Raw genomic sequence first — 22,583 nt, 5'->3', positions numbered from 1 at the left:
CTGCGGTACACAGTTACCCCAGAACAGGGCAACTACGCCCGCCTACGACAAGAGAACACCGGCCTCCGCCATCCAACGACAGGCAAACTGCCGGCTGACGTGACTACGGTGGCGGGCAAGCACTGACGCCGTATCAGGAAGCGTCCAACGCTTGAACGACAGCGGTCGCACTGTTTGCCGGATCGCCTGGTGCTGCTCAGGGGTTTTCACATAAGCGTCGGTGAACAAGTCATCCCGACCGGCAGCGTGCCCGTAGCGCAGGTGGATATAACCGCTGGGCTGGCCACTGTGCACATCCAGCACCGGGTACACCTGCACATACTGATCGGCGCTGTCCTCCAACCGGAAACGCCCCGACTGTTTGAGCACTCGCACCTCATGACCGGCCAGGAGCGCTTCGATTCCGCGCTGGGCGGGCGCATGTGCCCTGATGACCGCGATACGCGCTTGAGCCCCTTGTTCGTATAAACGCGCTGCAGCGGCTCGCCAATCCGCTTCGATACGTTGCGCGGTAAGGTGCCGCGTGATGGGCCAACGGTCATTGACCGCACTCGCCAGTTTGCGCCGCATCGCTTCGGCACACGTCAGCAAATACGCGGCGGGCACCGCCAGTGCGACTTGCAGGGAATGCGCACATTGGGCCGTGGGGACCATCCTCTGTGTTTTTTCGAGCATCTGCTCGACGCCGGCTATGGTTTGCTTACCTTGCTCGATCATTTCCACCAGCGTGCCGCTGGGGTTACACGCGATCGCAGCAGCCGCCTCCAGTGGTTCCCACAGGCCATCGGCGGCCTGCTTTAAACTGCCGATAAGCTCGCCGGAGACATCGTGCAGTTCGGCCAGGTGCGCTGAGTGTTCGTACGTCGCTTCAATCACACGCGCCACATACACATCGCCGCTGCGGGCACGCAGCAGACTGTGGCCGGGCACACTTGCGTCCAAGGTCACAGGTGCAACGTGCGCCATAGCCTCCAGCAGGTGTTTTTCTGCCGTGTCGTGCAGCTCGCGGATCAACGTCTGGAGTTCTTCCAGGTACTCCAGATCAAACGCCTGCGGCGTCATGGCGCGACAGAACTCAAGCTGGTCGAGGCTCTCGCCATACACTTGCAGTGCGCTTTCGAGCACCTCGATCCGATCGGCGGGCAGCAAGTCCATGAGATCTGCATGGGACTGGCTGGCATACCCGGCGCGTAGGAGCGTACTGCTAAGCATCCCGACAAACATCGCCGCGTTGCCTGTAAGGCTGGCGCGCCAGACTACGCGCCCTAGCCGGCGTAAATGTTGCGCCCGCAACGCCAGCAACGAGGGGCGCGCAATGGCCAATGTGAGGGCTTTGGCCGCTTCTTCGCCACAGCCGATGAGCGTTTTCAACTCATCGAGGTAACGGGATTCCTCCTCGCGCCAAGTAATGATCGATCTGAAGGCGGCCAAACACTCATGCTTTTCTTCCAGCACTGACGCAAGTTGCCCATCAGGTAACGAGGCCTGCTGAACGTCGAACGCCGCGATGACGCGCTCTTTCAGACTGGCGAGGGTACGGACCGTCGGCACCAGCGCCTCCAGCAGCCCACAGACTTGCGCCTCATAACCCTGACGCGGCGCCAGGGCGCGCATGAGCTTGAGCGTTTCCAATTGCATTAAAAGCGCCCGTAGCTTGTCCATCAGGACCTTATAGTATTGCTCGCGCACCTGCCTGCCCTGTGCCTCATTAAGGGTGTCGACCACGTTGTCCAACACCTGGGACATGGCAACCTCCCGGGTTTGGGCTTCAGCGCGGTCCCGGGCCGCGCCATCGTACAAAGCCTGCAGTTTTTCACTATTCAAACGCGCCCGTTGTCGCCCGTGCACAGCCCAAACCTCGACACTGTGCACCGTGCCCCATTTAGCAGGTTGGCTGAAAGCCTCGGGCACCGGAATTTGAGTCATTTGCGGTAGGGTCTGGGCCCGCTGCTGTGTCGCAAACATCAAGGGCGCCATGTCCAATTGCAGCTGCACATTGGTGGGCGAGTCCCGGTGCGCCAACACCCACGCCAGGTTGCCCAGCACATCGACACTGGTGGGGGTGCCTCGCAGATTGGACCTGAGGAGCCCCAGCCATCCGCTCATGGTATCCACACCCTGAACCAGCGGCATCATGCCACTGGGCATCGACCAATCGCCAGGTTTGAACGTGGCCCAACGCAACGCATCACCGCCCGACTCGGGCCAGTCTCCTAATGTGTCCAAGGCCAGGTAGAACGCCTCGCGCAGCGACTGGACTTCCTCAACGTCTTCGCTCACGTCTAACGTTAATTCAGCCTCAGAAGCGCTGCTCAAGAGCGGTGTGAACGTCGACCGGCGCCCCGCCGGCAGCCATGCCACAAGACTGTCACGCAGGGTGCCAGGCGCCTTGATCGCCGCCAGCAAATCGGCCGTCGAGGCAAATTCCTGCAACATCGGGTGCAACAACGGTCGGTACAGCAGGCACGGTCCCGGCTGCGCTTCACGGGGCTGCAACACATACATGTTCTGCACCGTCCCCGTCTGCCCCGCCTCTGTTCCCTTGAGCATCAGTGGCAGCAGACGTGCCGAGGCGAGCAGCCCCCCGGCACGGTCACTGATCATGCGATAACCGTGCTGAGTCAGCCCGTACAGGCCCTGGATCTTGCAGGCCAGCGTGAGCATTTTCAGTTGCGACAACATGTGATCACCGGCCACGCCAAGGTCCCAGTCTTTTTGACCTTCTCGCTTGGCGAACTGTTGCCTCAATATCGCGCCGAACACGGTGGCAATATCGGCTTTCACCCGCCAGCCGCCGAGCACCTGCCAGTTCAGCCAGGCCGGGGCCTGCGCGCCGTTCAGCGTGATCGCACGGGGCACACCGGCGAAACCGCCCAAGGTCTCCAACGCCCAGTCGACCAGGCTCAGCGTCAACGGCTCGGCATGTGGCAGGCCGAATATTAGGTGAATGGCCCCAACCTTGAGCTGCGCCGCTCGCGGCTCACTGTCGAGGCACGCTTGCAAGGCGGTTTCGGCAAACGCCGCCAGGCTAGGGATGTCGGGGAAAAAGTGCTGGCCCGCCGCCTCGTTCAACTGCCGTACCTGATCGATCAGCAGACGCGCGCACTGCAATCGATCCGCTGGCGGTGCATTGAACAACCACGCTGGCATGGCCTCGTGCACGCTCTGACCGAAGGCAGTCAGCGGCGACAAAAACCAGCGACGGGTGTCGGTGATCGCGTCGAGCAGCGCCTGGTACTGTTGCGCCGTTCTACGCACCGTGAGGTCGATGGCAGCGATTTCACTCAACTGGCGGGCACAGTAACAGCTTGCCAACGCTTCAGGCGCCAGGCCCGGGTAATCGCACACAAACCACTGCGCTACCGGTGCTTGCGACGCAGGGCTCAGGTGATCCGCCAGCAGCGGCGCGATATCTTCCTGGCTGTCGAGCAACTGCACACCCGAGGCCGGGCTGTAGAGTGCCATCGCGTTCGACGGGGTTGCCGTGAGCAACCAGAGGGGCAAGGCCTCGCCCGAATCGTCGGCCGCCGCGCCCTGGCGTCGGACATGAACCGTAGACACCTGCAAAGGACCGGACGGGGCAGCCAACCCACCGCCGGGGTTGGTGAAATACAGCGAACAGAACGTATCACGGCTGTGTCGGCTCATACCGGGCTGCTCAGGCGTGGTGCGGACGATGTCCGTCAACGCGTCCACCAGCGGCTGCCAACGGGTTTGCCACCGGGCCTGTACCTGCTCCTGGTAAGACATCAGCAACAGCGCACCGCGCTCATTGACCAGTGCCTCGCACTCAAAGAGCGTCAACTCGCTTGGCTCATAGCTATCGCCATTTTTTTGCATCACGTCGTGGTGACCCGGTACATAAAGCGTCGCTGCGTGATTGACCATCCGCGCCACCACGGCATCGGCCAATGGCAGATAGGCGTACGGGGTGGCTTGACCGGTCAACGGCGTGCGTACATGCAGATGTTCGGCGGTCAGTTTACGCGGGGCGAAGAGCTCATCCAGGTAAGCTTGGGCGCTGTTCTGGGCCACGTCACGAAGTGTCGGGGCGTCGGCGAACAACGTCTGGATGGTGTCGATGTGCACTTGGCGCTGCACGGCCTGAGGGTTGGCTTGTGTCACTCATTTGTCTCCTTGAATGGGTGAGTCGGTGACTCACGCAGTCAAGCAAACTAGTACCGCCACCCTGTCCGCTGGTGGTACTTGGGTATGGCCGTTACACCTCGGAATCCCAATCACCGTGACGTTGCTTTCATAGTTGCTGGCCTCGCCCGGTTTACGCCCCTGTTAAGGGGAGAGATCAACGCAATCATCGTACATGGTGGGCACAGGCGCCGCACGGTGGTAGATACGTAAGGCTGGCGAGACGCGGCGAAAAAGCGCCTCGGTCTTGAACACAACGGTCGACGCCTTAGACTAGGGCCGGGTCATGGCACCCCCATTATGAGTACGCCGCTGCCGCTTATGGGCCCGGCGGTAGGCAGGGATCCCGCTCGTCGAACTAGGGTAAACGTCACATCGTCGCCCCCCACGCTGTTATCGATGCGGGTCAGGAATGAACTGCCGACTTGTACCGCAGAACCCGCACGTACCATGGCGGTGCCTACGTCCGGATTGGTCATCATCAACAGGCGTGTGTCGAACGAGGAGCGGCTGCCCTGGTAAGTGATGGTGATCGGCGAAGTAATCCCTGGGTCCGGGCAGGTGTAGGTCAGCCTTTGGTCCTTGCGAATGGTCGTTGTCAGCGGATCGGTGCCGATTCCGCGCTGGTGCACGTTGCCGAAGTTGATCTCGATCGGGTTGTTATTGTTGATCGTGCAGGCAGAGGGGGAGACGGTGAAGTTGTTGGCTGCGGTATACGTTACCGAGATCCTCGTCGAATCTCCGTTGTAGTTGTTCGTTTGGGTGAGGCGCAGGACTCCTAGCGTATCCCCTGCTCGAACATCGATTGGGTTTGACGGATTGTTACGCACCAGAATGTAGGGCGTAACATCGATTGGATAACCTCTCATGTCATCAGGCAACGTGGCGACCCGTATGCCATTCGCAATGGGAATATTGTAGTGCCCTCCACCGATTCGCAAACCGGCCCCTTGGTTGATGAACTTGATGCCAGGTACCCAGGGAGTACCCGCCGAACTGCCGGTTGACCAGAAATCCTGCCGCCAAGATGGGCTTTGCGAGCCTCTGGAAAACCCGCACTCAAGCCGTGCGCCTTCCAGCATGATCCGCGTACGATCCGCGGCCAGGGTAACGGTCACGGGAACTTGTAGGGGAAGCTCCCCGAATATCGGCTCCCAAGGCCCACCATTCACTCGGCATGTGGCTGCGTTCGCGGTTGCAGTAAAACCAATCAGGACGAGCAGCGTCATGACGCCATACAGTCGTTTCATTTTAATCTCTCATTGCTCCTCTACCCAGGCGTGCGTAGCGAACAGCCGCCCAGGCGAGAGTGGAGGTTTGTTTGAGGCGCTTACGGATAATCCAACGTAAACGTGGAGGTCACCGTAAAGGTGCCGTGCCCGATGGTTTGATCGCTGATGGCCCTGGGCTCGCCCTGTACATAGGCCTTGAGCTCAATCACATTGCTGCCATTGCTCAACACCTGCTCATCGCTGACGCTATTGAGCGGTAATGGCTTGTTGCTTGGCGTTTCCAAGCCGACCCCGATACCCGAGGCACCGCTGCCACCGTCCAACGCGAACAACCCCGGTAGAGCGGGGTTTTCCCTGCCACCGAACTGGATGGTGACCGTGTTGCCAATCGTGGTGTCGCAGTCCTCCAGGTGCACCTTGAAACCCTTACCCTGGGTGCGCGTGTTGATGTAGAGGTGCTTGCTGGTCACGTCCCAGAGTTCCAACGTGATGGCCTCGTCACCCGGCCGAATCGTGCAAGCCTCTTCAACCAGGTTGCCCTTGAGGCTCAGGTTGTCCGCCGCATACGCATTGGGTATCAGGCCCCCGGTCAGCAGTAACGCCAGCCCGGCACATGACCAAGTCTTGTAAACGCTTTCATGTCGCATCGACTCAGCTCCTACTCGTATTCGGCCAACAACGTGGCCACCGCTGCAAACCTGGCGGGGGCCAGCGTTGCGCCGGGCTGTTTGACGGGCACCACTTCCAATACCGGCGGTGATGGCAGGGATATGTCCAAGCGCGTATTAAGTGGAAACGGCACGTTGTTCTGATACACCCGGATGCCCAACGCAGGCACATTGGTCTGCACCGCTGAGGCGTCATACGGCGTTGGTGTACCGTTTACGCTCAGCTTCAGTTCCCACGGCAGCGTGGCCGGGCCGCAACTGATGGTGTAGGCGAGCCCTTTGCGGTATTTCACACCGTCGACGCGCTTGACCCCGACATCGCCAAAATCCACTTCAATCGTGTTGCCCGCGTCTATCGTGCAGGGCGGCGGCTCGTTCAGCGTGCCGCTAAAGGTGAGATTGGCCGACGCCGCACTGCACAAGCCGATGGAACACAAGGCGAGCAACGCTCGCGGCTGCCAACAGGTCATTGATCATTCCTCTTCATTGATAGTCGACCACCAGGGTGGCGGTCGCATCAAAGGCCCCTCCCGTCAGTGTGCTGCCCGTGCGTTTGACCGGTACCGCCTGCACCACCGGAAAGTTGGGATAGGTAAAATTCACGGCGGTATTGAGCGGCCAGTCGGCGCCGTTCACGAACAGCTTTACGCCAAGGTCCGGCTTGCGGGTCACGAGCACGCGGTTATCAAACGCAGCCCCTGTGCCCTTGAGTTCCAGGGTCAAGGCATTGCTGAAAGGCGAGTCGCAGGTGACGGTATAGGGCACGCCGCGACGGTAATTCACCCCGTCGACCCGCGACGTCAGCAGGTCATTGCCAAACGGCACATCGAGGGTCGTGCCGCTGTTAATCACACACGGCGGCGGCGCGATGATGACCGCACGAATAGTCAAATTGGTGTTGTTGGCCTGCACACCTTGGCTGACAGCCCACAGCAGGCCGCCACCGAACAGCAGGGTTAACTTAGCCATCGTTCTGCCCTTACTCATAGTTGAGCCTGAAATCCACCACCGCCCGATAGGCCCCGCTGGTCAACGCTGCGGCGGTGCGTGTGGGCTGCACCAGCCAGGTCTGGGTGTTGCTGCCCAGCGGCAAGAACAACGGTTCGCCCCTCGAGCCCAGCTGTACATCCCGCCCCAGTGCATCGGTCAATTGCAGGCCCATCCCGGTCACGCCTTGCACTTTGACCAGGCGTGAATCCTCGTCATCGGCGGGCGCTAAAAACGCCACCGACAACACCGGTTGAAAGGCGCTCCAAGTCAGCCTCCCCGTACGCTCACTGCGGATGCTGCCGGCCGTGCGCTGGCAATCGGTAAAGCGCAGTTGAAACGCCACCGGTTTTGCCTGATCACCGGGCCGTTGCAACTGGCTGGCCGACACCGCGCCCAGGTCGATCGTTTGGTGCAGCGAAGTCATTTCCAGGCTGCACGGGGTTTCATGCATCGACCCGGTAACGTTCAACCGCCCATTCATGCCCTCGACATCCTCAGCATGCGCCGGCCCGACAATGGCCAGTAACAGGCCGCCCAAGCCCTTCACAATCTGCAACTTCATGACGTTCTCCAGCAGCAGGGGCTATTTATCAGGCGAGACTTGTGCACTCACGGTGCAACCGCTGCCGGTGCAGGTGAAAGCCAGCAACGGGCGTCCGCCGTAATCATTCACGTAGGCCAGGTGGGGGGTGGTGCCGAGCTCCTTGGCGGTCGGCCCCAACGTCAACATGCCTTTGGGCGGGACCATCAGCGGCTCGAAGCCCGGCACGGTTTTGCCATCTTTGCTGCTGCGCGCATCCACCAGCGTCACGTAGTAAGGCGTCGGGTTGTTCACCTGGTAACGCTCGCCGGCGAGGGTCAGGGTCAGCTTTTGCTGCCAAGGGTTGGACAGGTCTTGCTGGCTCGGCGTGATGGCTTGCGGTCGGTAGAACAATTTGATCCGGGTTTGCAGCGCAATTTGCAGGGTGTTGGCCTTATCACTGCGCGGCGGAATTTCCCTCAGGTTGAAGTAGAAAACCGTCTCGCGGTCCTGCGGCAACGACTTGGCCGCCGGTAACGCCTGCACTTTCAGCTGGCTTTGTTTCCCGGGCTCCAGGCGTTGAACCGGTGGCAGCACGATCAAAGGCGAGGTGATTTTTTTGCCCGCCTCATCCTCGATCCAGCCCTGGGCCAGATACGGTAATTGGGTGTTGTTATTGGTGATGTTCACGCTGGTGGCATCTTTGCCACCATCAAAAATCACACGGGTACGGTCCAGACCGACAGCGGCATTGGCGCCCTGGCTCAAGCCGAGGGCCAGCAGCACAAGGGCCTGGAGTGAGAGGTGAATATTGAGCTTCATGAGGATGTGTTCTCCGTGTCGGTAGGCTTCCCGGTCAGCGAGGCTGGCTCGGGTGCAGATTGATCAGTGGGGGCTAGGCGGCAGCCCAGTTGCAGGGCATCGGTCAAGGCGTCTGCCGGCAAAACGACGGGCAGCGTGAGAGTGCATCGCTCGCTTCCTCCCCAACTCACGGTCATCGCTTCGCCCGCCTGAATACCGCTCAAGTAGACCTGCCCGCCGTCGTTCACAATCCCGGTGTCCTGCTGTTTTGTGTTCTTCACCACCGCACCGAAGGGCGGTGAACTGCCATCCGCCAGACGAAGCACCGCCATGGCCTTCTCACCGGCAATCACGTCCAGGGAGCGATAACCAATGGCCCCTTCGGTGAGGGTCAGTTGCGTGACGGATTGAGTGGCTTCGACGTTGCTCGGCAAACTGTCCAGGTCGACACTGGCCGCCGTACGCTGATAGCTGCCGATATCGGAAATCACCGCCTTGCCGAAAACGTTGCTGCGCGTCGGCGTGCCGTAACCGCGCACTGGCACATCGGGCACACCACCGGTGTCCACCATCAGGCGGGTGCCGCCGGTACTGTTGGTGCGATGCAGCGCTCCACCCTGCGGCGTGAGCGTGCCGCCGCCGCGAGCCGACGCACTGAGGCTGGTGTAATTACCTTCTTGCTGACTGACGGCGAGGTCGATGTCGGCGTAGTCACCGATATGACTCAGGTAACCACTGGCGGACTTGTTGCCGGCGCTGAGTTGGTAGCTGTTGCGTTCATCGAGGCGATCGCTGTAGCGCGTTGAAAAACGGTTTTTGCCTGCGCCTCTGTTAGCGTCCATCGACAGCGTTCCAGTGCGACCCAACGGAAGGCTGACCGTCAGCGCCATGCCGTTGTCCTTGTAGTTGTAATCCAGCGTGCGGTACAGGTTCAGGGACAGGCTCAGGTTCTTCACGGTGCCCACATTGAAGTAACGTGATGCCGACAGGTTCCAGCGTTGAGTGGCGGGCCGCTCCCAATACGTCTGCTTGTTGTAGCTGGCGTAAACGGTGGTGTTCAGGTCACGAAACTGCTTGTTGACCGTCGCGGTATACAGGGCCTTGCTGCCGCCGATCGGTTTCCAGGATCCGTTCACGTCGGCCCCGGCGAGTTCACCGTTGCGCCCGTAATGGCGAGCATCGAGGTATTCGCTCATGCTCAAGTAGTTTTTCTCGGAAAACCGGTAACCGGCGAAGGTGACTTGGCTGTCGTACTCTTCAAAGTGCTTGGAGTATTGAAGGCGGTAGGATTTACCCGAAAGCGCCTCGCTCCACACCGTTGCACGGGACTGCGTGGCATCAAGCGACACCGCACCAAACGCCAACAGGTCACGGCCAACCCCGGCCGTCAACGCGCGGTAATTGTTATCGGTGATACCGCCGCCGAACAGCGACCAGCCATTGCTGACGCCCCACGAAAACTCGCCACTGCCGAAAAAGTTGCCATCCGCGCCGTACTGAAGATTGGACGGTCGCCCGGTCGCCAGTTTGTAACGGACTTGCCCTGGACGCGTCAGGTAGGGAACGCCTGCGGTATCGACCTGGGAGGTGTGTACCGTGCCGTCCTGCTCTTCGACCCGCACATCCAGCCTGCCGGTGACGGCGTCGTTAAGGTCCTGGATACGAAACGGCCCGGCCGCGACCAGCGTTTCATAGAGCACGCGGCCTTGCTGGCTGATGATCACCCTCGCGTTGGTTTTGGCCACGCCAACCACTTCCGGCGCGTAACCGCGCAAGTTGGGCGGCAACTGGCTTTCGTCCGAATTGAGTGCGGCACCGGTAAAGCGGAAGCTGTCAAACAGGTCCGAATACAGGTAGTTTTCGCCCACCACCAGGCGGGCTTTCAGCGCAGGAATGGCGCGGTAAGCGTAGTAACGGCTCCACTCCAGCGTCGAACGCCTGGACGGCTGATCGCGATCCTGGTCGACACGCCCCTGCCAATCGGCCCGCAGGCGCCAAGCCCCGGCATTCGCCCCAACGGTGCCGTTACCGCTGACGTTATTGCGGGTGCCATCACTCCTTTGGTAGCTCGACTGCGCCGTCATGTTGTAGTCAACCAACAACCCCGGCACCCCATCATCCCAACGCGAGGGTGGGTCCCAGTTGATAGCGCTGTATTCAAGGTAGGCTTGGGGCAGGCTAATGTTCAGCGTGGACGTCGCCAGATCACCACTGACTTCCATGCCTGGCAATCCTTGAATATCAAGGCACTCCCCGCCTTTCCACCACGTGAGCTTGGCAGCACCGGACTCTTTGAGGCCCAATTGTTCCACAAGCCCTTGGGATAAACAGGCCTGACTCCCTTTGGGATCATTATCGGGGGGGTAAAATGCCACCGATTGCTCGGCAATAGGCTGGTTATTGATTTGCACAACCATTGAGTACGTGCCCGGCAGAATAAACCCGCTGCGCGCAAACTGAGACAAGTCAATATTGGTGCGATCACTGAGATCAAGAACGTCGGTATTAAACTCGATATCCCCTGCACCCCATGCAGTTCCTGCCAAGGATATCAATCCACCCACAAGTAGACCCGGACGGAACGCTTTTTTAATTTTCGACGCATTCAACATGAAAGCAACCCATCAATGTTCAAAAGTATTCCAACTTGAACCGCACGGCGGCTGCGTGAGCCCCGGGCGCCAACGGCAGTCCGTTGCCAACAAGGCGAAGCGTGTAGTTGAGTGTCATGTCACCCTCAGCCAGCGGGCGCAGGGCCATCGGCACCCCCGGGACACTCTCCTCACCCCTCGAATCCCAGATGTGCAAGGCAACGCCCTGGGAATCACCAAAGGCTGCAAAGGAGCGACCGTCCCTGTCGGGAGCCCCGTCAAACGTGACCCGCAGGTGCTCCCAATCAGGCAAGTTGACGCCGGGGCGCAACGGATCAGGGCGAGTCAGCGAGCAATTGACCAGGCGTAACTGGAAGGGGTGTGGTGCTCCCAGTGCATTGCGCAATAGCCGGCCGATAGGTTCGGGCGTCATGTCGATGGTTTGATCGACACTGGCCAGTTCCAGCCCGCAGGCAGAGTCAATGACCTGTCCACCCAGCGTGACGATGCCCTCGCCTTGCGCATCGGCTTGCGCGTAAACCCAAGGATTGATGAACACCGTCAGTGAAGAGGCCATAGCGAGGTTTATGAATGTTTTCACCGTTATCTCCCGCCAGCTTCCCCCCGCCACTCAACGTGGCGGGGGAAACACTTACTGATAAGCCAAGGTGAAATTGGTGACCGCGCTGAAATTGCCTGGGACGATCGGAGCCGTCGCTGCGCCTTGTACATAGGCACCGAACTCCAACGTGTTATCACCGGCAGCAATGGCCTGCGGCGTGGTAGGAACACCCAACTCAATGAGTTTGCTGCCGTGGGTCATCATGATGCCCACACCACCTGCGCCACCGACGGTACCAATCGCACCCGGCACGACGGTGGAAGGCGCCGCCGTGAAGGTGGTGGTCACTGTGTTGTCGGTGAGGCCCGTCAGATCGCAGCCTTCCAGCTCAATCCGTACAGGTCGGGCTTCAGACTTGCCCCCGGCTTGCAACTGATGCTTTGCGATCGCGCCCAGGTGAACTGACTGATCCACGGACTCAGGCTTGATAGAGCAGGCACCCGAATGGACCGACCCGGTGAACGTAACGGTTCCGTCCGCCGCTTGCGCAACGGAAGCCGAACCCATCAGCAGGCCGAGAGACAACAGTGCAGTTTTCATTTTGGTATTCATTAGCAAACACTCACATTGATAAAAGAAACCCTGCCGCAGGAGTGCGAAGGACTTATCAGTTAAGCGACGGTCAGGTGGTAACCCTTGATTGAGTTCGGCAAAAAGTTGAGTGCAGACAGGGTGACTGCAGCACTGTTTTTCCAACTATTTGCATTGCCAATCGGGAACCCGTTCGAAGCCAGGCAAGTTTCAATGTTCGCCTTGAGAATGTAAGCCGGGAAATTCAACACGTTGCGTAGCCCTGTTACATCAGGACATATAGGAAGAATATGGCAATTTGCCAAAACTTTGAAAACAGCCGTAAGAATTAGACTACACGCGCACTAATGATAATTTTTCAACTAAGGAAGCGTATGTAAGAAGTAGATTACGCCACCTCAAAAACAACAACATTTACTGAACAAGAGTAACTAACGAGTCAAAGAGTGCCCGAGGAAATGAAGACCGTCTGTCGGGAGCCCTTGTGAATCACGTAAGATATATCTTACGTTATATCTAGACACACACAGAGGCTCCTACCCATGCGAGACCATCCTCATCCACGCGACGGCTTTGACCCGCGCTCCGGTCGCGGTCGCGGCCCCCGGGTCTTTGCGCCCGGCGATCTGAAATTGCTGCTACCGGCGTTGATCGCCGAGCAACCGTGCCATGGCTACGATCTTATCCGCCAGATCGAAAGCCTGTTCGATGGCGCCTACAGCCCCAGCCCGGGCGTGATTTACCCGACCCTGACCTTCCTCGAAGAAAGCGATTTGATCCAGGGCGACGCCGATGGCGGAAAAAAACGCTACACAATCACCGACGCCGGTCGTCTCTTCATAAGCGAGCAACAGGTCGCCCTGGACGGCGTGCGCATGCGCATAGACGTGAGCAAGCGTTCACTGCGCGGTCATGATCGCCCACCGGAAATCCACGAGGCGGTACATAACCTGCGTCATGCCCTGCACTCGCACCACGGGCGATGGAGCCCGGAAGAAATCGTTCGTGTCGCGGCGCTGCTCAATCGCACCGCTCAAGCCATTGCCGACGGGAAAGACCAATGAATACTCAAGCGATCCACCGCGTGACCCACGAAATCAAACGCCGCCGCCTGCAAGTCCTGCGGGTAGTCGACATCACGCCACGCATGCGCCGCATCACACTGGGCGGGCCAGAGCTTGCGGGTTTTGTCAGCCTGGGTGCCGACGATCACATCAAGCTGCTGTTCCCACAGAACGCCGCCGAGCAGGCCGCGCTGGAAAGCCCGAGCTTCACCATCAAGGGCGACGGCCCACAACCGGCCATGCGCGACTACACGCCGCGTCGGTTTGACCTGAGCGTCGGCGAACTGGATATCGACTTCGTGCTGCACGGCGATGGCCCCGCGTCCACTTGGGCCGAGCAAGTGCAGGTCGGCCAACACCTGTACATCGGCGGGCCTCGGGGTTCGTTGATCGTGCCGGATATCTTCGACAACTACTTGCTGATCGGCGATGAAACCGCCCTGCCCGCCATCGCGCGGCGCCTGGAAGAGTTGTCGGCAGGGCGTAAGGCACTGGCGGTGATTGAGATCGCCAATGCGGCAGAAAAGCAGACGCTGCAAAGCGCTGCCGATGTCGAAGTGATTTGGGTAATCCGGGGTCAGGACGACCTGCTTGAAACCGTGCAGAAACTGACGTTACCGAGTGGCTCGTTGTACAGCTTCGTCGCCACTGAAACCAAGTTGTCGCGCCGCGTGCGCCGTGTGCTGCTGGACACACACAAGGTCAATGAGGACTACCTCAAGGCCGTAGGTTACTGGCGTGCCGACGGCAGCGAAGAGGAATGATCAGGGCCGGGGCTTGATCAGTTTATCCAGCCCCACCACTGCCAACGCGATCACCACAAAGCCCAGCAAAATCCCCCCGGCATTCACAAATACCTGTGGATAGCCGAGGGTGCCCACGTCAATGAACGGGTACTGATACTGCCCGAGCAAGTCCCCGCGCAGCAGTGCATAGGCGAAGTACACCAACGGGTAAATCACCCAGCCGCCGATGTGTTTCAAGCGTAAATCGCCCTTGGGCACACACCGCCACCAGTAGATGAAAAACAGCACCGGCATCACGTCGTGCAGCAACTCATCGGCGATGAACTGGAAGCCTTCGGGCTGCCACAGATGGCGCAGCAACAAGTTATAGGCCAGGCCTACCACCAGGATGCTCACGGCGATGCCACTGCTGATTCCCGGCGCGAGGAAAAACCGCTTCGCAGGGCAATCACGGCTCACCCGCGCATAGCTCAACACCACCACCGCCAGGGTGTTGGTGAGCACGGTGAAGAAGCTGAAAAAGTTGATCAACCCGCCCAACAGGCTGGCACCGGATTCCCAGCGCGAATAGAAAATCAGGTATTGCTGGATCGCCAACCCTGCCCAACCGGCCAGCGCCGCTGCTGCCACGAACCGCTTCATCGAATCAATCCAGCGGGCGTTTGGTGCGCATCAGTTTTACGTACAGGCCTTCGACTTTCTCCCGCGCCCAGGGGGTTTTGCGCAAGAACGTCAGGCTCGACTTGATGCTGGGGTCGCTCTTGAAGCAGCGAACATCAATGCGCTCGGCCAGGCCTTCCCATTCGTAGTGCTCCACCAGGGTGGTGAGGACGTGCTGTAGGGTCACGCCGTGGAGTGGGTCGTTGCTTGTCGCGGTCATGCCGGGCCTTTTACAAAAAGTAGAAATACAGCCGCTCACTTTAGCACGAAGAAAAAAGTTCCCGTCCTCAACGAAAAAGAGATGTTATATTGTAACCATACCTTTCAACTCTTTTAGTCGTTTTGCCAAGGAATGTGTCTGATGTCCTTCTCTTCTCTATGGCGCTTGTCCCCGCTTGCCGCCGCCCTGTTGATCGGCTCCGAAGCCCACGCGCTTGAGCTGCAGCCCCAAGTCATCACCGGCAACCCGCTGGGCAGTGAACAGCTCGCCTCGCCCACCACGGTGCTGGAAGGTGATGACCTGACCCTGCAACAGAAAGGTAGCCTCGGCGAAACGTTGAACAAGCAACCGGGCGTGTCGTCTTCGTACTTCGGCCCAGGCGCCAGCCGGCCGATCATCCGTGGCCAGGATGGCGACCGCATTCGCATCCTGCGCAATGGCGTGGGTGCGCTGGATGCGTCGTCGCTGTCCTACGACCACGCGGTGCCGCTGGACCCGGTCAACGTCGACCGCATTGAAATCGTGCGCGGCCCGGCAGCGTTGTTGTACGGCGGCAGCGCCATCGGCGGTGTGGTCAATACCTTCGACAATCGCATCCCCACCGAGGCCATCGAAGGCATCCACGGTGCCGGTGAACTGCGCTACGGCGGCGCCGACACCACCCGCAGCAGCGCGGGCAAACTGGAAGCCGGCAACGGCACCTTCGCCCTGCACCTGGATGCCAATGCGCGGGAATTCAACGACCTGAAAATCCCCGGCCAGGCACGCAGCCGTCACGCGCCGGCAACCGAAGATGCTCCCGGCAAAAACGGCCGCTTGGGCAACAGCGACGGGCGCCAGGACGGCGGTGCAGTGGGCGGTTCCTACACCTGGGACGACGGTTATGCTGGCTTGTCCTACAGCAATTACGACGCGAACTACGGCTCCCCGGCCGAGCAGGACGTGCGTATCCGCATGAAGCAGGATCACTACGCCTTCGCGTCGGAAATCCGCAACCTGCAAGGCTCGTTTACCTCGGTGAAACTCGATGCCGGCTACACCGACTACGAACACCGCGAGATCGAAGGCGGCGAAACCGGCACCACCTTCAAGAACAAGGGTTACGAAGCGCGCGTTGAAGCCCGCCATCAACCGATTGGCCCGTTCGATGGCGTGGTCGGAGCCCAAGTCACCCGCAACGAGTTCTCGGCCCTCGGTGAAGAAGCCTTCGTACCGCAGACCGACACCAACGCGGGCGCGCTGTTTATCCTCGAAGAAATGCAAGCCACCGAACGCCTGAAACTCAGCCTCGGCGGGCGCCTGGAACACACCAGCGTCGACCCGGACGCCAAGGGCAACGCACGCTTTGCCACCGCCGACAAAAGCAATGACTTCACCGCCGGCAGCCTGTCATCCGGCGCCGTGTATACCCTCACGCCAATCTGGTCCGTGGCGGCAACCTTGGGCTACACCGAGCGCGCACCGACGTTCTACGAGCTGTATGCCAACGGTACCCACGTTGCCACCAACACTTACGAGCGAGGGGATGCCAACCTGAACAAAGAAAAAGCGGTGTCCAGCGACCTGGCCCTGCGCTTTGACAATGGTACTCACAAAGGCAGCTTCGGCGTGTTCTACAGCCGCTTCGCCAACTACATCGGCCTGCTGGGCAGTGGTCGCACGTTGAACGAAGAAGGTGAAGAAGACGCAGGTGGCAAACCTGAGTACAACTACTCCGGTGTACGTGCCCGTTTCGCCGGCTTTGAAGCCCAGGATCACTGGAAGCTTGGCGAAAGCGCCTACGGCAAGTTCGCCTTGGAGCTGTCGGGCGACTACACCCGCGCCACCAACCTGGACACCGGCGAAGCCTTGCCGCGTATTGCACCGCTGCGCTTGAACAGCGGCTTGCTGTGGGAACTGGACCGCTGGCAGGCGCGCATCGACGTGGAACATGCGGCGGGCCAGGGCCGTGTGCCGGATAACGAGAGCGGCACCGATGGCTACACCACGCTGGGGGCGAGCGCGGGTTATCACTTCAATATGGGTGGCAGCCAGTGGCTGGCGTTTGTGAACGGTGAAAACCTGACCAATCAGACTGTGCGGTATGCCAGCTCGATCTTGCGCGATATCGCGCCGGCGCCGGGGCGCAGCGTGCAGTTCGGCATTCGTACTACCTTCTAACCCACACCACCACTCCCTCTGTGGGAACCGGATTTATGTGGGAGCTGGCTTGCCTGCGATGCGGCCACCTCGGTGTTTCAGTAATACCGAGGTGATGCTATCGCAGGCAAGCCAGCTCCCACACAAGCCAGCTCCCACGAAGCCCCTACCACACTCATTTTTTGCAGCGACACTTGGTCACTGTTACCAATTCAGAAATGATGCATATCGCGATTCGTCCTTTCTCTCCAAGGCAACTGCCTTTATCCTTGCCCGCAACAAACTGAAACGTTTCACTTCCGCGGTCGACCCCATCTTGCCGAATTCCCCCTCTTTCCAAGACAGCGCTGTCTCACACCGACCTGCGCCTGGGGATAAATCGCCCGCCTGTGGATAACCGCACTTATCCCCAGAAAAACCGAATTAACGCTGAACCAAGCCTGTGTCGAATCGTCATCTACAGTGAAGAAACACGGGGATACATAATTCCAACGTCACGGAGAAACACACTATGAGCACTGATGGTGCTTCGAGCCCAAGCCGCCTGCTGCCCAGGTTGCTAGGCGTCTTGCTGCTGATCATGGGCCTGGCCTTGCTGGCCGGGGGTATCAAGCTGACGATGCTTGGCGGGTCGCTGTATTACCTGCTGGCCGGTATCGGCATCACCCTGACCGGCCTGCTGCTGCTGGCCACCCGTCGCGCCGCGCTGGGCCTGTACGCACTGGTGCTGTTTGCCAGCACCGTGTGGGCGCTGTGGGAAGTCGGCCTGGATTGGTGGCAGTTGGTGCCGCGCCTGGCGCTGCTGTTCGCCTTGGGCATCGTCATGTTGCTTCCGTGGTTTCGCCGTCCGTTGCTGCGTGGCCAACCTGCCCCGCTGGGCACTGGCGCGCTGAGCGTGGCCGTGGTGCTGGCGGGTGCTACCGCCCTGGCCAGCCAATTCACCAACCCAGGTGAAATGGTCAAGACCGGCCAACTGGACCGCGACGCAGTCCCTGGCATGGCCAGCGCTGCGCCGTCACAAGCTGATGGCGACTGGAACTCCTACGGCCGTTCGGCCTACGGCGATCGCTACTCGCCACTGGCGCAGATCACCGCGGAAAACGCCCACAAGCTGGTGCCGGCGTGGACGTATCGCACCGGTGACATCCCTGGCCCGAACGATCCAGGCGAGACCACCGCAGAAAACACCCCGCTGAAAGTCAACGGCATGCTCTACGTGTGCACGCCGCACAGCCAGGTGATTGCGCTGGACCCGGACACCGGCAAGGAAATCTGGCGCTTCGATCCGAAGATCAGCAGCATGGGTGCCGAGAACTTCAAGGGCTGGGCGCACATGACCTGCCGTGGCGTGTCGTATCACGATGACGCCGCGTACGCGTCCGAGCAGAGCCCTACTGGCAGCGCCAGCCCGGCTGCCGCGCCGAATGCCTGCCCGAAACGCATCTTCGTGCCGACCGCCGACACCCGTCTGATCGCACTCAACGCCGACACCGGCAAGATGTGCGAAGACTTTGGTGACAAAGGCCAGGTCGACCTGCGTGCCAACATCGGTGGCTTCGCCCCCGGCGGTTACTACTCCACCTCGCCACCGGCCGTGACCAAGAACCTGGTCGTGATCGGCGGTCACGTCACCGACAACGTCTCCACCGACGAGCCGAGCGGCGTGATCCGTGCGTTCGACGTGCACACCGGCAAGCTGGTGTGGAACTGGGACAGCGGCAACCCGGACGACACCACCCCGTTGGCCGAAGGCAAGACCTACACCCGCAACTCGCCGAACATGTGGTCCATGTTCGCCGTGGACGAAAAACTCGGCATGCTCTACCTGCCGATGGGCAACCAGATGCCCGACCAATACGGCGGCGACCGTACCGAAGACTCGGAAAAATACAGCGCTGGCCTGACGGCCCTGGACATCGACAGTGGCCACGTGAAGTGGACCTTCCAGTTCACTCACCATGACCTGTGGGACATGGACGTGGGCGGCCAGCCTTCGCTGATCGACATCAAGACCGAAGCTGGCGTGAAGCAGGCGGTGATGGCGTCGACCAAGCAAGGCAGCATCTACGTGCTGGACCGTGCGACCGGCCAGCCGGTAGTGCCGATCCACGAAGTGGCGGTACCACAAGGCGCTGTTGCTGGCGACCACACCTCGCCGACCCAACCGAAGTCCGACCTGAACTTCATGCCACCGCCGCTCAAAGAGCGTGACATGTGGGGCGTGACGCCGTTCGACCAACTGCTGTGCCGGATTGATTTCAAATCCATGCGCTACGACGGGGCCTTCACCCCGCCATCGCTGCAAGGTTCGATCGTTTACCCAGGCAACTTTGGTGTGTTCGACTGGGGTGGTATTTCCGTCGACCCGGTACGCCAGATCGCGTTCGTGAACCCGAGCTACATGGCGTTCAAATCCAAGCTGATCCCGGCCGCCGACATTGCCAAGCAAGGTCCACGCGTCAGTGAAACCGAAGGCGTGCAGCCGAACAAAGGTGCGCCATACGGCGTGATCCTCGAAGCCATGCTGTCGCCAATGGGCCTGCCGTGCCAGGCACCGGCATGGGGTTATGTGGCGGCGGTCGACCTGACCACCCACAAAACGATCTGGATGCACAAGAACGGCACCGTGCGTGACAGCGCGCCGGTTCCGATCCCGCTGACCATGGGCGTGCCTAGCCTGGGCGGCACCTTCACCACCGCCGGTGGCGTGGCGTTCCTCAGCGGTACGCTCGACCAGTACCTGCGTGCCTATGACGTGAAAAACGGCAAGCAACTGTGGGAAGGCCGCCTGCCAGCCGGCGCGCAAACCACCCCAATGACCTACACCGGTAAAGACGGCAAGCAGTACGTGCTGGTCATGGCCGGCGGTCACGGTTCCCTGGGGACCAAACAGGGTGACTACGTGATGGCGTTCAAACTGCCGGAATAAGCTTCACTGGCGGTAAAACAAAGGCGGCTACCTGTGAAGGTAGCCGCCTTTTTTATGCCGGTTAAATCGGAACCCGCTCGCGACGCATCCACATTTCGAACGCCATGGCGTTCAACGGCCGGCTGATCAGATAGCCTTGGGCGGTGTCGCAGTTCCACTGTTTGAGCAGCTTCAGGCTGGGGGCGAATTCCACGCCTTCGGCCACCACCTTGAGCCCGAGGTTGTGGCTCATCTCGATGGTGGAACGCACGATTACCCCGTCGCCACTGGTGCTATCGAGGTTGCGTATGAAGGATTGGTCGATCTTCAATTCCTGCACCGGCAGGCGCTGCAATTGCGCCAGGGACGAATAGCCAGTGCCGAAGTCATCCACCGACAGGCTGATGCCACAGCCGCGCAGTTGCTCCAACACACTGAGGGCCTGTTGCGGGTTGTGCATGATCGCGCTTTCGGTGATCTCGAAAATCAGCTGCTCGGCCTCCACCTGGTACTGCATCAACAGCGCAGTGACCCGAATCGCCAGGTCATCATCGGCCAAATCGTCCACCGAGATATTCACCGACAGCTGAATCAGCATGCCGCGCTGCGCCCACTCGGCAATCTGGCGGATGGCTTCTTCGATCACCCACAGGGTCAGGCTGCTCATACTGCCGGTGCGTTCGGCGAGGGGGATAAATTCGGAAGGAGACACCTGGCCCAAGGTCGGATGCTGCCAGCGCAACAAGGCTTCGGCCTGGCGTACGTGGCCGTGCTTGAGGTCGAGTTTGGGCTGGTAGCACAGGAACAATTCGCCCTCGATGGCGGCGCGGCGCAGATCACGGATCAGGGTGATCTGGCGCTGGTGGGCCAGGTCGCGGTCCTGTTGGTAGATCTGCAAATGCCCTGGCAGGCTGGCCGCGTCATGCCGGGCGATGGCGGCGCGGCTGATCAACTCCTCCACCTGTTGGCCATCGGCAGGGTAGGCGGCGATGCCGATACTCACTTCGTGACGCAACTCGTCATGGCCGATGCGCTGGGGCTCGGTGAGTAGCGTGTAGAGACGGTCGGCACGGGCCACGGCGCGGTCAACCTCAGTGTTTTCCAGCAACAGCAGGAACTCGCTACCGGCGATGCGCGCCGCCGTGTCACTGGCCAACAGGCTCATGGACAGGCAGCGGCTGGCTTCACGCAGCATCTCTTCGACGCCCTCGGGGCCGAAGCCTTCGTTGATCACCCGGTAATTTTCGATGCCGACGTACAGCAGCACCACCGGCCGCCGAGCACTGATCGCACTGCCCAGGCGCTCCATGGCCAGGGCGCGGTTGGGCAGGCCAGTGAGCGGGTCATGCAAGGCGTTGTGTGCCAACTGCCGCTCCCGCACGGCGATGCCGCTTTGCATGGCGTTGAAGGCGCGAGCCAGCAAGCCGAATTCATCGTGGCTGCGCACCCGCACCGGCGTGCGGTAATCACCGGCACCGATACGCTCAGCCGCCTGAACCAAGGCGTTGAGCGGGCGCGACACCCGCCGCGCCAAAAACAACGCACCGGCCAACGACACCAACAGCACCGCCAGGGCAATCCCGAGGAACTGCCGGTCCAGGGGCGCAAAGGATTCCAGGGCATGGTCCAGCGGGCTTTGCAGCAGCACCCGCACTTCATCGCCATCGCCGGTGTTGGCCAGCGGCAACACCTGGCTGAGCACACGCTGACCATAAAACACATGGATTTTCGGTTCAGGGTCGACATGCCCTTCGCGCAACAGGCTGAGCGTACCGGCCTGGTAAGCATCCGGTTGAGTGCTGAACAGCGGGCCGGGCGTGCCGTTTTGCACACTTAGGAACGACACCTCCAGGTTGCTCATGGAGCGCAGTTCATTGGCGAACAGCTTGTCCATGGGAAAGCCCATGACAACGCGCGCAATGGGTAGATCGTCGATCACTTCGCGTTGCACCAAGAGGTAGGGTCGCCCATCCAGGGCCACTACCAGCATCTGCAAGCCCGTGCGTCGGGCATGGCGCAGGGCGTCGTCATAGGGGAATAGCTGACCGCGTGTGAGGATCGGCAAGGTGCTGACCATGACCTTGCCATCCAGGCCCAGCACAAACACTTCGCTGGAACGGATGCCCGTACCGTGGCGGCGCAATGCAGCGAGAATCGGCACGGTATTGCCTTCGGCCACGGCCTGTTTGAAGGGGAGATCTACGGTCAGCCAGTCGAGCCCGTATTGCAGGCGACGCCCACGCAGGTCGAGCAGGCGTTCGAACACCTGGCTACCGGTTTGCAATTGGACTTGCGCCTGGTTTTCCACGGCGCGAGTGGTGGCGGTTTTCACGGCGAAATAGGTGGCGCCGACCACCACCAGCAGTAACAGCGCCAGCACCCCGGCGATGCGGGTTTGGAACGTGTGGCGCCACCTCATTGCAGTGCCCTCTGGCAGCGTTCGCCTCTCTCTGCCACTACGTCCCTTTGTCATGTGCATTCCTTGCGACTGCTGACCTGGCGTCAAAAAAATATCCATTTGGATTGAATATTAGGTCTTAGGAGATTAGCTGGGACTTGGGTTAAGTGCACCCAATAAAACTGGGGAATGTTGTGGCGGTTTTTTGGCGACAATGGGTTGGCTGGGGGGTTGAGTTGAGTTGAGTACATATCCGTTATTTGGGTAACGGCTGCTTAGGGTTCCGCCCTTACGGCGGCTCACTTTGGAAAAGCCCCAAAGTAAGCAAAGGGCTCTTGCCCCAACAC

The 22,583-nt window shown here is 60.3% G+C and carries 17 protein-coding genes; 4 read left to right on the top strand and 13 right to left on the bottom strand.

Going from position 1 to position 22,583, the window contains the following annotated elements:
- Positions 1-42 precede the first annotated feature (42 nt).
- The 10 genes from HX793_RS20885 to HX793_RS20840 all read right to left on the bottom strand — a co-directional run bounded on the left by HX793_RS20885 (position 43) and on the right by HX793_RS20840 (position 12,110).
- On the bottom strand, positions 43-4,125 hold the full coding sequence (locus HX793_RS20885; protein WP_177053248.1) for an ATP-binding protein: 4,083 nt from the start codon (positions 4,123-4,125) through the stop codon (positions 43-45).
- Positions 4,126-4,430: 305 nt separating this feature from the next.
- Entirely contained in the window at positions 4,431-5,396 is a 966-nt protein-coding gene (locus HX793_RS20880; protein WP_177053247.1) for a fimbrial protein, read from the bottom strand.
- Positions 5,397-5,476: 80 nt separating this feature from the next.
- On the bottom strand, positions 5,477-6,025 hold the full coding sequence (locus tag HX793_RS20875; RefSeq protein ID WP_177053246.1) for a fimbrial protein: 549 nt from the start codon (positions 6,023-6,025) through the stop codon (positions 5,477-5,479).
- 11 nt (positions 6,026-6,036) lie between these two features.
- Positions 6,037-6,516, bottom strand: coding sequence for a fimbrial protein (locus tag HX793_RS20870; RefSeq protein WP_177053245.1), 480 nt, complete (start codon positions 6,514-6,516; stop codon positions 6,037-6,039).
- A gap of 13 nt (positions 6,517-6,529) precedes the next feature.
- The gene (locus HX793_RS20865; protein WP_177053244.1) at positions 6,530-7,015 is read right to left on the bottom strand and encodes a fimbrial protein; all 486 of its coding nucleotides are present in this window, start codon (positions 7,013-7,015) and stop codon (positions 6,530-6,532) included.
- Positions 7,016-7,025: 10 nt separating this feature from the next.
- Positions 7,026-7,598: a fimbrial protein gene (locus HX793_RS20860; RefSeq protein WP_177005355.1), complete on the bottom strand. Its 573-nt coding sequence runs from the start codon at positions 7,596-7,598 to the stop codon at positions 7,026-7,028.
- A 21-nt stretch (positions 7,599-7,619) separates the two neighbouring features.
- Positions 7,620-8,378, bottom strand: coding sequence for a fimbria/pilus periplasmic chaperone (locus HX793_RS20855; protein WP_177053243.1), 759 nt, complete (start codon positions 8,376-8,378; stop codon positions 7,620-7,622).
- On the bottom strand, positions 8,375-10,969 hold the full coding sequence (locus tag HX793_RS20850; protein ID WP_177094860.1) for an outer membrane usher protein: 2,595 nt from the start codon (positions 10,967-10,969) through the stop codon (positions 8,375-8,377). Before HX793_RS20850 ends, HX793_RS20855 begins: the two co-directional genes overlap by 4 nt.
- Positions 10,970-10,988: 19 nt before the next feature.
- A complete protein-coding gene (locus HX793_RS20845) occupies positions 10,989-11,549 on the bottom strand; it encodes a fimbrial protein (RefSeq protein WP_177053241.1) in 561 nt (186 codons plus the stop codon).
- A 51-nt stretch (positions 11,550-11,600) separates the two neighbouring features.
- Positions 11,601-12,110, bottom strand: a complete 510-nt coding sequence (locus HX793_RS20840) for a fimbrial protein (protein ID WP_177059425.1) — start codon at positions 12,108-12,110, stop codon at positions 11,601-11,603.
- Positions 12,111-12,643: 533 nt separating this feature from the next.
- Between HX793_RS20840 and HX793_RS20835 the strand changes: the two genes are divergently transcribed.
- Together HX793_RS20835 and HX793_RS20830 are read left to right on the top strand one after the other, a co-directional pair.
- Entirely contained in the window at positions 12,644-13,165 is a 522-nt protein-coding gene (locus HX793_RS20835) for a PadR family transcriptional regulator (RefSeq protein ID WP_016977531.1), read from the top strand.
- Positions 13,162-13,929 carry a siderophore-interacting protein gene (locus HX793_RS20830; RefSeq protein WP_177053239.1) on the top strand — a complete coding sequence of 256 codons (768 nt, stop codon included), beginning with the start codon at positions 13,162-13,164 and terminating at the stop codon, positions 13,927-13,929. The genes HX793_RS20835 and HX793_RS20830 overlap by 4 nt, the downstream gene beginning before the upstream one ends.
- Here HX793_RS20830 and HX793_RS20825 read toward each other — a convergent pair whose 3' ends face one another.
- A complete protein-coding gene (locus HX793_RS20825; RefSeq protein ID WP_177053238.1) occupies positions 13,930-14,553 on the bottom strand; it encodes a Pr6Pr family membrane protein in 624 nt (207 codons plus the stop codon).
- Positions 14,554-14,557: 4 nt separating this feature from the next.
- Positions 14,558-14,791, bottom strand: coding sequence for a VF530 family protein (locus HX793_RS20820; RefSeq protein ID WP_016977534.1), 234 nt, complete (start codon positions 14,789-14,791; stop codon positions 14,558-14,560).
- Between the two features lie 141 nt (positions 14,792-14,932).
- Here HX793_RS20820 and HX793_RS20815 point away from each other — a divergent pair, with 141 nt between their 5' ends.
- Positions 14,933-16,951, top strand: a complete 2,019-nt coding sequence (locus HX793_RS20815; RefSeq protein WP_177094862.1) for a TonB-dependent receptor — start codon at positions 14,933-14,935, stop codon at positions 16,949-16,951.
- Positions 16,952-17,441: 490 nt separating this feature from the next.
- Positions 17,442-19,859 (top strand): glucose/quinate/shikimate family membrane-bound PQQ-dependent dehydrogenase, encoded by a 2,418-nt coding sequence (locus HX793_RS20810; RefSeq protein ID WP_016977537.1) that lies wholly within the window; start codon positions 17,442-17,444, stop codon positions 19,857-19,859.
- Between the two features lie 61 nt (positions 19,860-19,920).
- Here HX793_RS20810 and HX793_RS20805 read toward each other — a convergent pair whose 3' ends face one another.
- Positions 19,921-22,257, bottom strand: coding sequence for a putative bifunctional diguanylate cyclase/phosphodiesterase (locus HX793_RS20805; RefSeq protein WP_016977538.1), 2,337 nt, complete (start codon positions 22,255-22,257; stop codon positions 19,921-19,923).
- Between the last annotated feature and the right edge of the window lie 326 nt (positions 22,258-22,583).

The organism is Pseudomonas reactans (assembly GCF_013387025.1).
Lineage (GTDB): Bacteria > Pseudomonadota > Gammaproteobacteria > Pseudomonadales > Pseudomonadaceae > Aquipseudomonas > Aquipseudomonas reactans.
This window is presented reverse-complemented; position numbering and strand designations above follow the sequence as displayed.

Bases quoted from the DNA above. Each gene is read 5' to 3' on its own strand.
- HX793_RS20805 (WP_016977538.1), bottom strand. From the start codon at position 22,257: ATGAGGTGGCGCCACACGTTCCAAACCCGCATCGCCGGGGTGCTGGCG.
- HX793_RS20880 (WP_177053247.1), bottom strand. From the start codon at position 5,396: ATGAAACGACTGTATGGCGTCATGACGCTGCTCGTCCTGATTGGTTTT.
- HX793_RS20815 (WP_177094862.1), top strand. From the start codon at position 14,933: ATGTCCTTCTCTTCTCTATGGCGCTTGTCCCCGCTTGCCGCCGCCCTG.
- HX793_RS20855 (WP_177053243.1), bottom strand. From the start codon at position 8,378: ATGAAGCTCAATATTCACCTCTCACTCCAGGCCCTTGTGCTGCTGGCC.
- HX793_RS20860 (WP_177005355.1), bottom strand. From the start codon at position 7,598: ATGAAGTTGCAGATTGTGAAGGGCTTGGGCGGCCTGTTACTGGCCATT.
- HX793_RS20825 (WP_177053238.1), bottom strand. From the start codon at position 14,553: ATGAAGCGGTTCGTGGCAGCAGCGGCGCTGGCCGGTTGGGCAGGGTTG.
- HX793_RS20875 (WP_177053246.1), bottom strand. From the start codon at position 6,025: ATGCGACATGAAAGCGTTTACAAGACTTGGTCATGTGCCGGGCTGGCG.
- HX793_RS20870 (WP_177053245.1), bottom strand. From the start codon at position 6,516: ATGACCTGTTGGCAGCCGCGAGCGTTGCTCGCCTTGTGTTCCATCGGC.
- HX793_RS20810 (WP_016977537.1), top strand. From the start codon at position 17,442: ATGAGCACTGATGGTGCTTCGAGCCCAAGCCGCCTGCTGCCCAGGTTG.
- HX793_RS20865 (WP_177053244.1), bottom strand. From the start codon at position 7,015: ATGGCTAAGTTAACCCTGCTGTTCGGTGGCGGCCTGCTGTGGGCTGTC.
- HX793_RS20835 (WP_016977531.1), top strand. From the start codon at position 12,644: ATGCGAGACCATCCTCATCCACGCGACGGCTTTGACCCGCGCTCCGGT.
- HX793_RS20830 (WP_177053239.1), top strand. From the start codon at position 13,162: ATGAATACTCAAGCGATCCACCGCGTGACCCACGAAATCAAACGCCGC.
- HX793_RS20850 (WP_177094860.1), bottom strand. From the start codon at position 10,969: ATGTTGAATGCGTCGAAAATTAAAAAAGCGTTCCGTCCGGGTCTACTT.
- HX793_RS20840 (WP_177059425.1), bottom strand. From the start codon at position 12,110: ATGAAAACTGCACTGTTGTCTCTCGGCCTGCTGATGGGTTCGGCTTCC.
- HX793_RS20820 (WP_016977534.1), bottom strand. From the start codon at position 14,791: ATGACCGCGACAAGCAACGACCCACTCCACGGCGTGACCCTACAGCAC.